Origin of the sequence: Thiocapsa sp. (assembly GCF_035467215.1) — a bacterium.
Taxonomy (GTDB): Bacteria; Pseudomonadota; Gammaproteobacteria; order Chromatiales; family Chromatiaceae; genus Thiocapsa.
Map to the genome: position 1 here is coordinate 1 of NZ_DATITZ010000141.1, position 15489 is coordinate 15489.

The following is a 15489-nucleotide window of genomic DNA, read 5'->3' on the forward strand; positions in this document are numbered from 1 at the left end:
CTCGAGACTGTTGCGCGCGAGATTCAGTAGTGTGTCGAGCCTTGCCAGAAGCCCGGCCTCGTCGCCGCGATGGGTGTATCCGAGCCGCGCACAGTTGATGGTCACGACGCCGAGCGAGCCGGTCTGCTCGGCCGAGCCGAAAAGCCCGTTGCCGCGCTTGAGCAACTCGCGCAGATCCAGCTGAAGCCGGCAGCACATGGACCGCACCATGTTCGGGGAGAGCTCCGAGTTCAGGAAGTTCTGGAAGTAGGGCAGGCCGTACTTCGCCGTCATCTCGAACAGATGCTCCGCGTTCTCGCTGTCCCACGGGAAATCGGAGGTGATGTTGTAGGTCGGGATCGGGAAGGTGAAGATCCGACCCTTGGCATCGCCCTCGGTCATCACCTCGATATAGGCCCGATTGATCAGGTCCATCTCGGTCTGGAGATCGCCGTAGGTGAAGGGCTGCTCCACGCCCGCGATCACCGGCACCTGCTCGCGCAGATCCTCGGGGCAGACCCAGTCGAAGGTCAGATTGGTAAAGGGCGTGTTGCCGGTGACGAAGGTCTTGCCGCGACGGCGTGCGACAAAGGTGCCGTTGCGGGTGGTCGGGCACCAGACCAGACCCTTGTAAGGCTTACGCTCGATGAGCTGGATGTAAGTGTCGCGGTTACGGATGACATTGAGCACATGCACGCCTGAGTCTTTGCGCGTGTAGACCGTGCTGCCGTAGCCGGCCAACGTGCACAACTCCTGCAGGGCATCGAGATTCTCCCGGTCATTGGTGTAGATCCGGACGCGTCCGCTCTCCTCGACGCTGCCGTCGCCCTTCACATAGGTGTCCAGGAAGAGTCGGATCTGCCGGACCGACAGGGTGCGGATGAATCCGGGGACACACTTGCGCTCGAGATACCCGAGCACGAAGTCGCTCGCGTCCCGGTTCAGGCGATAGCGGCAAACGGGATAATTGGCGTAGGTCCCGGTGTGCTCGTAGCGATGCCAGCTCAGATCGAGCTCATGCAACAGCCACTCGATCTCGGCGGCGTTTTCGGGGTTTCCAGTCGACTGATAGAGGGCAACCCGGCGGCGACCGTCGCTGAAGTCGAAATTGCCCTCGGCCACCACCCAGGCCATCAGCATGACCAGCTTATCGTCGACCTCGAGCGTCGATGTGGTCTCCCAGGCATTGGGAACGATCACCGGGGACTTCAGCTCGGCGACGGTTTCGATGTCTTCCAGCACCCAGCGGTCGTCGCTGTTGAAGACCTTGCGCAGGATCTTGTGCCGTGGCGTGACCCATTGCTCCTGCGTGCGGTTGCGCAGCACGTACATGTCGCCGTCGAAGTCGTAGGCGGTGATCGCCAGCGGTTCCAGATATTCGAGCTGATTGGTGCGCCAGTCGATTGTGGCGATCTTCTCGCCCGGGGCAATTTGGTCGTGTCGCTTCCAGCCGTTCTCGGTCAGACACTCGGTCTCTTCGTCGACACACTGACAGCCCCAACGCGACGGCACGTTCAGGTTGTAGATCAGCTCCTGGATCGCCTGCTTGACATGCGGATAATCCAGCCCGTCGATGCGCACGAAGGGCGCCATGTAGGTGTCGAAGCTGGAAAACGCCTGTGCGCCGGCCCACTCGTTCTGGAGCGTCCCGAGAAAGTTGACGATCTGGCCGATCGCCGATGACATGTGCTTGGGCGGCCCCGCCTCGACCTTGCCCGGAACACCGTTCAGGCCCTCGTTGAGGAGGGTGCGCAGCGACCAGCCGGCGCAGTAGCCCGAGAGCATGTCCAGATCATGGATGTGGATGTCGCCGTCACGATGGGCCTGGCCGATCTCGGGCGGGTAGACGTGGCTCAACCAGTAGTTGGCGATCATCTTGCCCGAGGTGTTGAGGATCAGGCCGCCGAGCGAGTAGCCCTGATTGGCATTGGCCGCGACCCGCCAGTCCGAGCGGTCGAGATACTCGTTGATGGAGCCGCCGACATCGACCAGCGTGCGATGCTCGTCGCGCAGCTTCTTGTGCTGCTCGCGATAGACGATGTAGCTGCGGGCGGTCTCGAAATGGTTGGCGCTGATCAGCGTCTGCTCGACGACATCCTGAATGCCTTCGATATCGGGCAGGCGCTCCGCCCCGTAGCGATGCGCCAGCACCTTGACGACCTGCGCCGTCAGCAGACTCGCCTCGGGCGTACCGAACTCACCGCTTGCCTGTCCCGCGCGCTGGATCGCCGATTCGATCTTGGCCGCATCGAAACGCACCTCGACACCGTCGCGCTTGCGGACCCGCAAGGGCAGGGTCGACAGGGTGTTGTGCTGGTGTCCCATGGAGGCGTCTCTTGTGCGTTGCCACTATATCTTGTGGTGCGGACTATAACGCCAACTAGATGCTGTGTTGGAGAGTTTGAAGGGAAGTTGATCGGGGTCAACCCGGATGCATTCTTCGGTTGCGCTCCGGACAGCTCCGGTCGCGTGCCTGCGGAACGATCGGCTGCTTGACACCCGGGCACCGAAGCCGGACGATGCTGATCCGCACGGCTGGTCGCTCGACGGCCGGGGGTTGTGGATGGCTTATCCTCACCCCATCAACCTGATCTATTGCGCGATCGCGCCCCCCTCGCTCTCATGCCTTCGATGCCCCGCAAGCTTTTTATCCAGACCCACGGCTGCCAGATGAACGAATACGACTCGGCCCGCATGGCTGATGTTCTGCATGCGTCCGCAGGTCTGGAGCTGACGGAGCGGGCGGAGGACGCCGATGTCCTGCTGCTTAATACCTGCTCGATCCGCGAGAAGGCACAAGAGAAGGTGTTCTCGCAGCTCGGCCGTTGGCGGGCGTTGAAGCTCGAGAATCCGGACCTGGTCATCGGTGTGGGTGGTTGCGTCGCGAGTCAGGAGGGCGATGCGATTCGCGCGCGCGCACCCTATGTCGACATCGTATTCGGCCCCCAGACGCTGCACCGGTTGCCCGAGATGCTCAAGAACCTCGGGGAGCGACACGCGCCCCAGGTGGATGTCTCGTTCCCGCAGATCGAGAAATTCGATTGCCTGCCGATACCCCGGGCCGAGGGACCGACCGCCTTCGTGTCCGTCATGGAGGGTTGCTCCAAGTACTGCACTTACTGCGTCGTGCCCTACACGCGCGGGGAGGAAATCAGCCGTCCCTTCGACGACGTGATCGCGGAGGTCGCCGCCCTGGCCGAGCAGGGCGTCCGCGAGGTCACCCTGCTCGGGCAGAACGTGAATGCCTATCGGGGCGCTTTCGCCGACGAGGCCGGCGAGGGCGACACCGCCGATCTTGCGCTTCTGATCCGCTATGTCGCCGCGATCGACGGGATCGATCGCATCCGCTTCACCACCAGCCATCCGGTGGAGTTTTCGGACGGTTTGATCGATGTCTATGCGGATGTGCCCGAGCTCGTGAGCTTCGTGCATCTGCCTGCGCAATCGGGCTCGGATCGCATCCTCGCCGCCATGAAGCGGGGGCACACGGCGCTCGAGTACCGCTCCAAGATCCGCCGGCTGCGCCAGGCCCGGCCCGGGATCGGCATCTCCACCGACGTCATCGTCGGCTTTCCCGGCGAGACCGAGAGCGACTTTGCCGCGACCATGGATCTGGTCGAGGAGATCGGGTTCGACCAGAGCTTCAGCTTCATCTATAGCCGGCGGCCCGGCACGCCGGCAGCCGATTATCCGGACGACGTGCCGCTTGCCGACAAGAAGTCTCGGTTGGAGCGGCTTCAGGCGCGCATCAACGACAACGCTCGGCATTACAGCCAGGGGATGGTCGGCACCCTTCAGCGCATCTTGGTCGAGCGGCCGTCGCGCAAGGATCCGTTCCAGCTTGCCGGTCGGACCGAGAACAATCGCGTCGTCAATTTCTCCGGCGCGCCCGCGCTGATCGGCGATTTCGTCGAGGTCGAGATCACCGAGGCGCTCCCCAACTCGCTGCGTGGCCGTCTCGTCACCGCTGCACCGATTCAGACGGCGTTGAGCGGAATCGGCGGTTGAGCGCGACTACCCCCTTGTCCGCCCAACCGCAAACACTGGATCTGGAGCTCGAGCCCGCCGACAACGTGCGGCTCGCCAATCTCTGTGGCCAGTTCGATCAGCACCTGCGCCAGTTGGAGCGTCGACTCGGCATCGAGATCAGCAATCGCGGCGTCAACTTCCGCCTGATCGGCGATCCGGAAGGCGTGCGACTCGGAGAGCAGCTGCTCCGAGATCTCTACGCCGAGACCCCGTCCGAGGTCCTCACGCCCGAGACCATTCATCTCTGGCTCCAGGAATCCGGCGCCGACGCGCTTTTGGAGTCGGCCGAGGAGCGTTTGCCCGATGTCGTCATCAAGACCAAGCGAGGCCTGATCCGGGCACGCGGACCGAATCAGCAGAGCTATCTCCACGCCATCCTCAAGCACGACATCAACTTCGGAGTCGGCCCGGCCGGGACGGGCAAGACCTATCTCGCCGTGGCCTGCGCGGTCGAGGCACTTGAATCCGACAGCGTGCGCCGGCTCTTGCTGGTGCGTCCGGCGGTGGAGGCGGGCGAGCGTCTGGGGTTCCTGCCCGGCGATCTGGCCCAGAAGATCGATCCCTATCTGCGTCCGCTCTACGACGCACTCTTCGAGATGCTCGGCTTCGAGAAGGTCACCAAGCTGCTCGAGCGCAACGTCATCGAGGTCGCCCCGTTGGCCTATATGCGCGGTCGCACCCTCAACGACTCATTCATTATTCTGGACGAGGCCCAAAACACGACGCCCGAGCAGATGAAGATGTTCCTGACGCGCATCGGCTTCGGCTCGACCGCGGTGATCACGGGTGACGTGACCCAGGTCGACCTGCCGCGCGGGCAGCCCTCGGGTCTGCGCCAGGCGGTCGAGATCCTCAAGGACGTCGAGGGCATCAGTTTCACCTTCTTCAACGCCCGCGACGTGGTGCGTCATGCACTGGTTCAGCGCATCGTCAGTGCCTACGATGCCTTCGAGCAGCCGGTACCTCTGCGGGGGCGGGCGCCGAAGGCATGAGCGGCGATCGGCCCGTGACGCTCGATCTGGATCTGCAGATCGCTTGCGAGGCAGCGGATCTCCCGGCTCCGGCCGACTTCGAGCGCTGGGCGGCGGCAGCCTTGGCGGGTCGGCGCGAGCGTGCGTCCCTGACCATTCGCCTCGTGGATGTCGAGGAGGGCGCGGCCCTGAACGGAACCTACCGGGAACGCGAAGGGCCGACCAATGTTCTCTCCTTTCCGTTCGACCTTCCGCCCGAGCTGGCGCTCGGTCTCGACGCGCAGGATCCGATCGCCGATCTGCTCGGCGATCTCGTGATTTGCGCCGACGTGGTGCAGCGCCAAGCACGGGAACAGTGCAAGACCGCACAGGCCCACTGGGCCCACATGGTGGTGCACGGCGTCCTGCATCTGCTTGATTACGATCACCTTACAGAGAGCGATGCCGAGGAGATGGAAACCCTGGAATCGGGTATCCTCGGCGCGTTGGGCTTTCCTTCACCTTACGAGGATCAATAACACACGATGGCCAGCGATCGATCTACCGAGGGCTCGCGTTCACGCAACTGGTTCGAACGGATCGGCCAGATGCTCGGGGGCGAGCCACAGGACAAGGAGCAGCTCTTGGAGGTGCTCAAGGATGCGAAGGAGCGCGAGCTGCTCGATACCGATGCCTTGAGCATGATCGAAGGCGTGTTGCAGGTCTCCGATCTGCGTGTGCGCGACATCATGATTCCACGTGCCGAGATGGTCTCTCTCAGGCGCGACGACCCGCTGGAAAAGATCCTCGAGATTGCCGTCAAATCGGCACATTCCCGTTTCCCCGTCACCGGCGACGACAAAGGAGAGGTCGTCGGCATCCTGCTCGCCAAGGACCTGCTGTCCTTCTGCCGAGAACATGGCGGGCGTGCCTTCAACATCCGCGATCTGTTGCGTTCCGCGGTCTTTGTGCCCGAGAGCAAGCGCCTCAATGTCCTGCTCAAGGAGTTTCGTTCCAGCCGCAATCACATGGCGATCGTGATCGACGAGTACGGCAGTGCCGGCGGACTCGTGACCATCGAGGACGTGCTCGAGCAGATCGTCGGCGAGATCGACGACGAGCACGACTACGACGAAGGCCCCGGGATCTTCCGGCGCGGCAAGAACGAGTTCAGCGCCAAGGCGCGCACGACCGTCGAAGACTTCAACGCGTATTTCGGCAGCGACTTCTCGGACGAGGAGTTCGACACCATCGGCGGACTGGTCGTCAACGCACTCGGGCATCTGCCCAAGAAAGGCGAGTCGGTCGAGCTCGGCCGGTTCCGCTTCACCGTAATGCGTGCGGACAGCCGACGTGTCCACCTCGTGAGTGTAGAGGCGTTGGATTTCACCGAAGACGCACCCGTTGTCTCGGAGGACGCCGCGCGACCAACCTGAAGCGGAAAGCTGGAGATTGGAGCCAATGGAACTGAAGCACTCACACGTGCGTCGATCACTGCTGTCCGCTCTCATGCTGCTGTGGTCGGCTGCTCCCTCCGCCGAGCGCCTGGACGCTGTTCTGATCGCCGAGCAACCTTGCCCTGCGACGGTCTCGATCAAGCGTCCCGACAATCCCGGTTCTATTCATCTCGTCCCCGGCCGAGACTATCCGGTTGTCGGGACCAATCGGGCGGATCCGAGCCACTATCGACTCAGGTTCGAAGACGCGAACCCGAAGGAGCGCTGGGTCGAGATTCGATGCGGTCGACTTGCCGACGAAGCAGCGACCACAGCGGGTATGAACGCGCGCCCGTCGTCGCCCCCGCCACCTCCGCCGTCATCGCCTGCGGGCGCGATGGAGAGTCAACTCGTGCTGGCGGCCAGTTGGCAGCCCGCCTTCTGCGAGTTGCGCGAAACGCGTCCGGAATGTCGTGAACAGACGCCGGAGCTTGCGGATGCGCGACGCTTCTCGCTCCACGGTCTCTGGCCTCAGCCCATCGGCAACAGCTATTGCGGTGTCGGCGAGCGGGAGCGGGAACTCTCGAAATCGGGTCGGTGGCACCTTCTGCCGGCGCTCGATCTCGATGCGGCGACCCGCGCGCGCTTGGACGCATTGATGCCGGGAACCCTGTCCGATCTGCAGCGGCACCAGTGGGTCAAGCATGGGACCTGTTACGGCACGGATGCGGATACCTATTTCCGTCACTCCATGTTGCTGCTCGAGCAGCTCAACGCCTCCGGTGTTCGTGCACTGTTCGAGGAGAACATCGGCAAGCGTCTGAGCGCGACCCGGGTGCGGGCCGCCTTCGACGACGCCTTCGGCGAGGGGGCGGGGGAACGGGTCCGCTTGAGCTGTTCCGAGGGGCTGATCGAGGAGCTGCGGATCGGTCTGAAGGGTGTTGTCGACGATACCGCCGAGCTGGGCGCGTTGATCCTTGCCGCGCCCAAGCGGAGCCCCGACTGCCGTGGCGGATGGGTCGATCAAGTCGGTATCCAGGGAGCGCGCCCGCGTTGAGCGCTGCGGCAGCCTTGTGACGTATCAGCAATAAGTTGTGCACCGAATCGTTGTCGTTGTCGTAATCGAGAACGACAACAACAACAACGAGAATCCCGGCACAGGTGCTCTCTCGTCGATTTGTCAACGTGTTTTGAGCCCTTCGCTAGAGTCGACCGATCGTCCATGCCGGTACCGATTCGCCCGCCGCCTCGATCGCGAGCACCTCGGCGAGACGCGGCAGCAGGTCCGCGAGCCGCTCTTCCAGGCGCCAAGGCGGGTTGAGAATCAGCATCCCGGAGCCGTGCATTCCGAAGTCGTCGACCTGCCGCCGCACCCTCAACTCGCACAGAAGCCCGTCCGGGACGGTTCGCCTGACTTGACCGATCAGGTCAGCGGAACGATCGCGCTGCAGCCCCAGACGCGGGAACCAGAGTGCGTAGACGCCGGTCGGCCAGCGGGCATGTGCGGCGACGAGTGTGTCTGCAACACGCCGGTACTCGGAGACCTGCTCGAATGGCGGGTCGATCAGAACCAGCCCACGTGCGGGCTTCGGCGGCAAGAGTGCGGTCAGCCCTTCGAGACCGTCGCGACGGTGGATGCCGATCCGGGGATCGCCGCTGAGATGACGACGCAGCGCCTGCGACTCGGTCGGATGCAGCTCCATCAGGATCAGCCGATCCTCGGCGCGCAGCAGGTGCGCGGCGAGGGCGGGTGAGCCAGGATAGGTTGCGAATCCGCCGTCCGGATTCAGCGCGGAGATTGCACCGAGGTAGGCCGACAGCTCCGGAAAGGCATCGCGCCGCTCCCAGAGCCGCTCGATCCCGTGCCGGAACTCTGCGGTCTTGAGCGCCTGCTCGGCGCGGAGGTCGTACCGACCGGCGCCGGCGTGCGATTCAACGTAGACCAGCGGTTTGGGTTTGGCCAGGAGTGCTTCGAGCAAGAGGGTGAGAACCGCATGCTTGAAGACGTCAGCGTGATTGCCGGCGTGGAAGCCGTGAAGGTAGCTTAACAGGCCGGTGCTCCTCTCGGATTCATTGTCTTCGATGCGGCGGGCGCAATCGAAGCAGCGTCCGGCATGCGCCGAGCAACACGACCACGCCGCGCCGATGAGCCGCCTCGCGGGTGCGTCTACCCGCAAGGCGGATTTTCGCGCGCGATTAGACCCTGCGCGCGTCCATCATGCGTTCGATGATGGGCTGGAGGACGACCTCCATCGCCATCCCCATCTTGCCTCCCGGCACGACCATGGTGTTGCGCCGCGACATGAAGGAGTCGTGGATCATCGACAAGAGATACGGGAAATCGATCTGGAGACGCTCGGGGTCCTTGAATCGGATGATGACGAAGCTCTCGTCCGGTGTCGGGATGTCGCGGGCAATGAAGGGGTTGGAGGTGTCGACCGTCGCCACACGCTGGAAGTTGATGTCCGTAAGCGAGAACTGCGGCGTGACGTGGCGGATGTAGTCCGGCATGCGGCGCATGATGGTGTCGACGATCGCCTCGGCCGAATAGCCGCGCTCGGCATTGTCGCGGAAGATCTTCTGGATCCACTCCAGGTTGATGATCGGGACCACGCCGACGCCGAGATCGACATGCTGAGCGACATTGTCCTCCTCGGTCACCACGAGTCCGTGTAGACCCTCGTAGAAGAGCACGTCCGTGCCCTCGGGAAGATCTTCCCACGGGGTGAACTGGCCGGCCTTCAGCTGCGTGCCCAGGCGTGCGTTGTGGTGATCGGCCTCCGAGTCGCTGTGGATGTAGTAGCGCTGCTTGCCGGTGCCGCTCTCGCCGTAATTGCGAAAGAGCTCCTCGAGGAGGTCGAACCGATTGGCCTCGGGACCGAAATGGCTGAGGTTGCGGTGGGTCTCGGCCGCACGCGCCATCTCGGCCTTCATCTCGACGCGGTCGTAGCGGTGGAAACTGTCGCCCTCGATTACGGCGGCCTTGATGCCGTCGCGATAAAAGATGTGCTCGAAGGCGCGTTTGACGGTCGTCGTACCGGCACCCGAGGAACCGGTTACCGCAACGATCGGATGCTTCTTGGACATTGTCTTCTCCTCGTTCTCTTGAGCTGAGTGCCTCGTCGCGGCCGGCTTTGATCGGGCTGCGTTCGGGTTTACGATCAGTCCGGGGATCGAGCCCGGAATCGGAATGGATGCGCGCGGGCCGGTCGATCGCGTTCCGCGGCTCGCGATCGGCAACCTGCCGAAATGCGCGAAACGATACGCTAATATACCATGATCAATCCGCACGACAGCGATTGCGGAAATGCGCCTCGGAGGGAAGGGGATGAATGGACTTATCGGGCGTTTCGGCGTGCCGGATGGACTGACCGGGAATCCCGAGTTTCAATCGGCCTTGGTGCGGATTACCGCCTGTCTGTTGGGCGCGCTTTACATCGCCGTCGGCGCCCTGACGCACTACTACCGGGTCGACGTTCCCTACTACCTCACGCTCTTCGGCATCTATCTGGTCTCGAACCTCGGGTTTCTGGTCAGTATCGCCCTGCGCCCCGAGTGGCCGGCGCGGGTCTATCTCGGGATCTGTCTGGACGTCGTCGCCATCAGCCTGGCGATCTTCATCACCCGCGAGGCGATCAGCCCCTTTTACCTGCTCTATATCCTGGTCTTCATCTCCGCCGGAACGCGATTCGGCAAGCAGCATCTCGTGGTGGCCTCGCTGGCCGCCGTCTTCGGCTACAACGTCGTTCTGATCGCGCTCGACGAATGGCGTCTCCACACCTTCGAGGCGACCTTTTTCCTGGCGCTCCTGGTGCTGTTGCCCTTGTATCAATACTCCTTGCTGCGCAAGGTCCAGGATGCGCGCGCCGAGGCCGAGCGGGCCAATCAAGCGAGAGGCGATTTTCTGGCCTTCATGACGCACGAGCTGCGCACCCCGCTGACCGGCGTCGTCGGGATGACCGAACTCTTGCGCGGGACCCGATTGGATGACGAGCAGCGCGATTATGTCCAGGCCATCGCCAACTCGGCGGATATCCTCGGTGCGCTGATCGGCGACATCCTGGATCTATCGAAGATCGATGCGCGTCGGATCGTCCTCGAGCGTATCCCCTTCGATCCGCGCGCTCTGGTGCGCGACGTTTCCGATGCACTCGCGATGCGCGCGCATTCCGCCGGACTCGAGCTCATCGCCGATGTCGATCCGGACGTCCCCCGTGGGTTGATCGGCGACCCGCTGCGATTGCGTCAGATCATCTTCAACCTGATGGGGAATGCCGTGAAGTTCACGCCGACGGGCGAGGTCCGGGTACACCTGAGCGTTCGGCCGACCGAGGCCGATCAGAGCGGCCCGCACCTGCTCTTCGAGGTCGTCGACACCGGGATCGGCATCCCGCCGGAGAAGCTCCCGCGACTCTTCGAGCGCTTCCGCCAGGCCGACGAGTCGACCACGCGTCGCTTCGGCGGAACCGGTCTCGGCACGACCATCTCGCGCGAGCTGGCCCTCTTGATGGGCGGGGAGATCGGCGTCGAGAGCGAGGAGGGGCGCGGGAGCCGCTTCTGGATCCGTCTGCCCTTGATCGAGGATCTCGCGGCGGAGCCGAGCGCGCCGGGCGATCGGCTCCGCGGCTTGCGGATCCTGATTCTGGAGCCGAACGCCGCCTATCGCGCGTTGGCTTCTGCCGCCCTAGGTCGCGAGGGCGCGGTCTGCGAGGCGACCGCCGAGCCTGGCGATGTCGGCTCGGCGCAGATCCGGGGGCAGCGGTTCGATCTCCTCGTTATCGCCGACCATCCGCAGGGTCGGGATCTGAATGCGGCTCGGACGGAGGTTAAGACGGCCCTCGGCGAGTCGGTGCCCTGTCTCTTTCTGGTTTACCCCGGACGACGCCCCGCGCTCGAGGAGACGACGGATGTCTGTCTGACGAAGCCCTATCTGTCTGAGGATCTGATCGCTGCGGCCGAGTCGCTTTTGGGGCGCGCCGACGTCGCGACGGATGGAGCGCTGCGAGCCGCGGTGTCTTCGCCGTCATTCGGTTTGGAGCCGATTGCCGATGCGGCGCGGATGCGTGTCCTGGTCGCCGAGGACAACGAGATCGCAGCCAAGGTGATCACGCGCTTTTTGGCCAAGATGGGTTTCGAGCTCACCCGCGTGGCCGACGGGGAGGCGGCCTTGACCGAAGCGCTGAGCGGCGACTACGGGATCACGATTGTGGATCTACGGATGCCCAAGCTGGACGGGATCGGTTTCGCCCGGCGCTACCGCGAGCAAGCGCCGGATCGACCGATCCCGATCGTCGCCTTGACTGCTAACGCCTCCGAGGACGTCAAGCGCGATTGCTTATCGGCGGGGATGGATGACCTTCTGTCCAAACCGGTCAAGCCTGCAGAGCTGCGGAGGGTGCTTGAAGAAGCGCTCCGGGAGCTTCCGGCCACCAGCCTCCAGCCACCGGCCGATCGATTTGAAGGCGCCGACGCCGGTCATCGATCCTGACGCTGGACGCCGGTTCCTCAGCCCACCGCCGGTGCCGCCGCGCCGCCCGAGGATGTCGGAGCGGGGACGGCCTTGGCCGCTCGCACGGTCGCGCGCCGTTTGACGCGCTTGTCGATCACGTTTTTGAGCGCGATCAAGAGGCCGAGCCCGATGAAGGCGCCGGGCGGGAGGATCGCGATGAGCGCGCCTTGGAATCCTTCACCCAGGTTGACACTGAGGCCGGTCGCGGCTTCCCCGAGCAGCAGGTTGGCCTGGTAGAAGAGTGTGCCTTGGCCGACGAATTCGCGCATCCCTCCCAGGGTGACCAGCACCAGCGTAAAACCGAGCCCCATGGCGATCGCATCGAGGAGTGCGCGGTCGACGCGATTCTTGGAGGCGAACGCCTCGGCCCGGCCGATGATGGCGCAGTTGGTCACGATCAGCGGGATGAAGAGCCCCAGCACCAGGTAGAGCTCGTAGAAATAGGCTTGGATGCTCAACTCGACCGCCGTGACGAAGGCTGCGATCACCAGTACGAAGACGGGCAAGCGGACCTCGGGACGCACCAGATCGCGGATCAGCGAGACAGTCACGTTGGAGAGGATGAGCACGGCCGTCGTGGCCAGGCCCATACCCAGGCCGTTCGTCGCGCTGGTGGTGGTCGCGAGCAGAGGGCAGAGACCCAGCAGCGCGACGAGGGCTTGGTTGTTGTTCCAGAAGCCGTCGCCGATGATGCTGCCGTAGGGTTGGGGTGCCGCCATCAGCCCGCTCCCTTCGCCGCGGTTGTCACGCCTTCGACGGGCTCGAAGAGCGCGTCGCCCTGCTGTTGGACGTAGATGAGCGTGTTCTTCACCGCCTGGACGATGGCGCGCGGCGTGATGGTTGCACCGGTGAACTGATCGAACTCGCCGCCGTCGCGCTTCACCGCCCAGCCCTCGGGCGTCGGGTTGGAGAGCGACTTGCCGTCGAAGCTCAACACCCAGTCGGATTTGCGCTCCTCGATCTTGTCGCCCAGGCCGGGGGTTTCGTGATGGTAGAGCACCCGTACCCCGCCGACGCTGCCGTCGCGCAGGACGGAGACCAAGAGTTGAATCGGACCGGCATAACCGTCCGGGACGACCGGGTCGAGGATCACTGCGGTGGGTTCGCCTGCTTTACGCACGCGATAAACGCGTGTGTTCTCGGCGCCGAGAAGATCGCGCGCACTGACCTGGATCAGATCCTCGAGCGGCTCGTTGTCGAATTGTCCGTCCGGGATGATGGATTCGAGCTTGCTCTGCATCGCGATCCGCTGGTTCTCGGCGATGCGCCCGTCCATCAGGTGATGGGTGACGGCCACGAGTGCGACGCCGGTGACGGAGAAGGCGCTCAGCACGACGGCGGCCAGAATGATCGGTGCTTTCTTCATGGGTTTGCTCGGTTTCCGGTGTGCCCGAAGACCCTGGGCTGGGTGTAGTGGTCGATCGTCGGGGCGGCGATGTTCATCAACAAGACCGCGAAGGCGACGGCATCCGGATAGCCGCCCCAGGTGCGGATGACGTACACCAGCAACCCGATCGACGCGCCGAAGATGAGCTGCCCGGTCTTGGTCGTACAGGCGCTCACCGGATCAGTCGCGATGAAAAAGGCCCCTAAGATGGCCGCTCCGCTGAACAGATGGAAGGCCGGGAAAGGGTGGGTCGTCGGATCGAGCAGCCAGAATGCACCTGCCGCGGCGGCCAGCGCCGCCAGCATGGAGACCGGGATGTGCCACGTGATAATGCGCCGCCACAGGAGGTAAACCCCGCCGAGCAGGAACCCGTTCGCTACCCATTCCCAGCCGCGTCCGCCGAAGTCGCCCCACAGCGGACTGAGTCGAATCTCGGCGATGGGCATTCCTTGATCGAGCTTGCCGCGCATCTCGTCGAGCGGTGTCGCGGCGGAGATGGCGTCCCACTCGACACCGCTCGGCAAGGCGCCGCCGAAGATGAGTTGCAGCGACTCCGTGAAGGAGACCGCGTGCTCGGCCAACATGTCAGGCGCCAGCCAGGTGGTCATGGCGACCGGGTAGGACACGAGCAGAAAGACGTAAGCGGCCATCGCCGGGTTGAAGGGGTTGTAGCCGATGCCTCCGTACAGCTGCTTGACCAGGACGATGGCGAAGAGCATGCCGAGCAGGGTCATCCACCAGGGCAAGGTCGGCGGGACCGAGATGGCGAAGAGCACGGCCGTGACGACGGCGCTGTAGTCGCCGATCGCCGGAGCGATCGGGCGTCGGCGCACCCGCATGACCGCCGCCTCGGCGGCCACGGCCACCGTCACGGCAAGCGCGATGTTGATGAGCACGCCCCAGCCGAAGAACCAGACCATCGCCGCCACGCCCGGTACCAGCGCGAGCAGGACCTCCTGCATCACCCGGTCGACGCGGTTCGGCCGTGACCCGTGGGGCGAGGAGACGAGCGTCGCGCTCATGCCTGTCCCTGCCGCGCTGTTCCGGGCGTGGTCTTGCGGCTGGTGTACCGGCGTGTCTCAGGCGTCATCGGTTTCCTCCGCCTTGGCGGCTGCGGCCTTCTTGGCCGCCGCGCGTTGCTTGGCCGCCTCGATCGCGGCCTTCTTCGCGTCCTGATCGGTTTGGCTCTTGCCGGGGCTCGCTTCGAGCGATTCCTTTTTCTGGCGCAGCCGGGCCTTGCGCTCGCGCTCCTGGCGTTCGATCCGAGCCTGCTTGGCCTCGTGACGCGCGCGCGCTAGCTCCGCCTTGCGCTTCTCCTCTTCGCGTGCCCAGACCTCGTTCTTGGCATATCGGTAGTATTGAACGAGCGGGATGTGGCTCGGACAGACCTGTGCGCAGCATCCGCACTCGATGCAGTCGAAAAGGTTGTAGTCCTGGACCCGGTCGAGATCCTTCGCGCGCGCATGCCAATAGAGCTGCTGCGGCAGGAGCTTGGCCGGGCAGACCTCGGCACAGCGCCCGCAGCGGATACAGGCGAGCGCGGACCCCGGGTCGGGCGCCTCCGCCTCGGTCAAGGCCAGCACGCAGTTGGCCGGCTTGGTGACCGGGATCTCGGGATGCGCGATCTCGAAGCCCATCATGGGTCCGCCGCAGACGAGCTTGCGCGGTCGCTCGCGATAGCCGCCACAATGCGCGATCAGGTCCGACACGGGCGTGCCGATGCGTACCTCGAGGTTGCGCGGCTCGGCGATCGCCCGTCCGGTGACGGTGACGATACGCGAGATCAGCGGGCGCCCCTCCAGAACCGCGTCGGCCACCGCAGCCGCAGACCCGACGTTCTGGCAGACGATGCCGATCCGCGCCGGAATGGCGTGCGTCGGGACCTCTTCGCCGGTCAGGATGCGGATCAACTGCTTCTCCCCGCCGCTCGGGTAGAGGGTCGGGACGGAGCGGATCTCGGTGTAGCCGCGCATGTCCGTCTCGGCGAGGGCGAAGCGCATGGCCTCGATTGCCTCGGGCTTGTTGTCCTCGATCCCGATCAGGATCCGCGGATCGCCGAGCAGGTGATGCATGATCCGCACACCCGCGAGGATGTCGCCGGCGCGCTCGCGCATCAGCAGATCGTCGCAGGTAATGTAGGGCTCGCACTCGGCCCCGTTGATGATCAGTGTGCGGATGCGTTGATCCGGGCCAGGGTTG

The 15489-nt window shown here is 64.3% G+C and carries 13 protein-coding genes; 6 read left to right on the plus strand and 7 right to left on the minus strand.

What is annotated here, in order from left to right; translation table 11 throughout:
- Positions 1-2304, minus strand: a 2304-nt coding sequence (gene nrdD / locus VLR48_RS08040) for an anaerobic ribonucleoside-triphosphate reductase (RefSeq protein WP_325291283.1), incomplete at its 3' end; no start/stop codon positions are given.
- A 306-nt stretch (positions 2305-2610) separates the two neighbouring features.
- Between nrdD and miaB the strand changes: the two genes are divergently transcribed.
- From miaB to VLR48_RS08065, 5 genes are read left to right on the plus strand one after another with little or no spacing between them, the layout of a single operon-like run.
- Positions 2611-3987, plus strand: coding sequence for a tRNA (N6-isopentenyl adenosine(37)-C2)-methylthiotransferase MiaB (miaB, locus tag VLR48_RS08045; protein ID WP_325291284.1), 1377 nt, complete (start codon positions 2611-2613; stop codon positions 3985-3987).
- Positions 3988-4001: 14 nt separating this feature from the next.
- Entirely contained in the window at positions 4002-5000 is a 999-nt protein-coding gene (locus tag VLR48_RS08050) for a PhoH family protein (protein WP_325291294.1), read from the plus strand.
- Complete coding sequence (gene ybeY / locus VLR48_RS08055; protein WP_325291285.1) at positions 4997-5497, plus strand: rRNA maturation RNase YbeY; 501 nt, start codon at positions 4997-4999, stop codon at positions 5495-5497. Before VLR48_RS08050 ends, ybeY begins: the two co-directional genes overlap by 4 nt.
- 6 nt (positions 5498-5503) lie before the next feature.
- Entirely contained in the window at positions 5504-6394 is an 891-nt protein-coding gene (locus VLR48_RS08060; protein ID WP_325291286.1) for an HlyC/CorC family transporter, read from the plus strand.
- 25 nt (positions 6395-6419) lie between these two features.
- Complete coding sequence (locus tag VLR48_RS08065) at positions 6420-7451, plus strand: ribonuclease T2 (RefSeq protein WP_325291287.1); 1032 nt, start codon at positions 6420-6422, stop codon at positions 7449-7451.
- Positions 7452-7596: 145 nt separating this feature from the next.
- On the opposite strand, the gene VLR48_RS08070 is transcribed toward VLR48_RS08065, so the two are convergent.
- Positions 7597-8373 carry a 23S rRNA (adenine(2030)-N(6))-methyltransferase RlmJ gene (locus tag VLR48_RS08070; RefSeq protein ID WP_325291288.1) on the minus strand — a complete coding sequence of 259 codons (777 nt, stop codon included), beginning with the start codon at positions 8371-8373 and terminating at the stop codon, positions 7597-7599.
- Positions 8374-8590: 217 nt separating this feature from the next.
- Positions 8591-9481: a phosphoribulokinase gene (locus VLR48_RS08075; RefSeq protein WP_007191806.1), complete on the minus strand. Its 891-nt coding sequence runs from the start codon at positions 9479-9481 to the stop codon at positions 8591-8593.
- Positions 9482-9722: 241 nt separating this feature from the next.
- On the opposite strand from VLR48_RS08075, the gene VLR48_RS08080 reads away from it, so the two are divergent.
- Positions 9723-11882, plus strand: coding sequence for an ATP-binding protein (locus tag VLR48_RS08080; RefSeq protein WP_325291289.1), 2160 nt, complete (start codon positions 9723-9725; stop codon positions 11880-11882).
- Positions 11883-11899: 17 nt separating this feature from the next.
- Here VLR48_RS08080 and VLR48_RS08085 read toward each other — a convergent pair whose 3' ends face one another.
- The 4 genes from VLR48_RS08085 to rsxC form a co-directional block, all read right to left on the minus strand.
- Positions 11900-12622, minus strand: coding sequence for an electron transport complex subunit E (locus tag VLR48_RS08085; RefSeq protein WP_325291290.1), 723 nt, complete (start codon positions 12620-12622; stop codon positions 11900-11902).
- The gene (rsxG, locus tag VLR48_RS08090; protein WP_325291291.1) at positions 12622-13269 is read right to left on the minus strand and encodes an electron transport complex subunit RsxG; all 648 of its coding nucleotides are present in this window, start codon (positions 13267-13269) and stop codon (positions 12622-12624) included. Before rsxG ends, VLR48_RS08085 begins: the two co-directional genes overlap by 1 nt.
- Entirely contained in the window at positions 13266-14312 is a 1047-nt protein-coding gene (gene rsxD / locus VLR48_RS08095; protein ID WP_325291292.1) for an electron transport complex subunit RsxD, read from the minus strand. Before rsxD ends, rsxG begins: the two co-directional genes overlap by 4 nt.
- A gap of 57 nt (positions 14313-14369) precedes the next feature.
- A partial coding sequence (gene rsxC, locus VLR48_RS08100; RefSeq protein ID WP_325291293.1) for an electron transport complex subunit RsxC occupies positions 14370-15489 on the minus strand: 1120 nt, incomplete at its 5' end.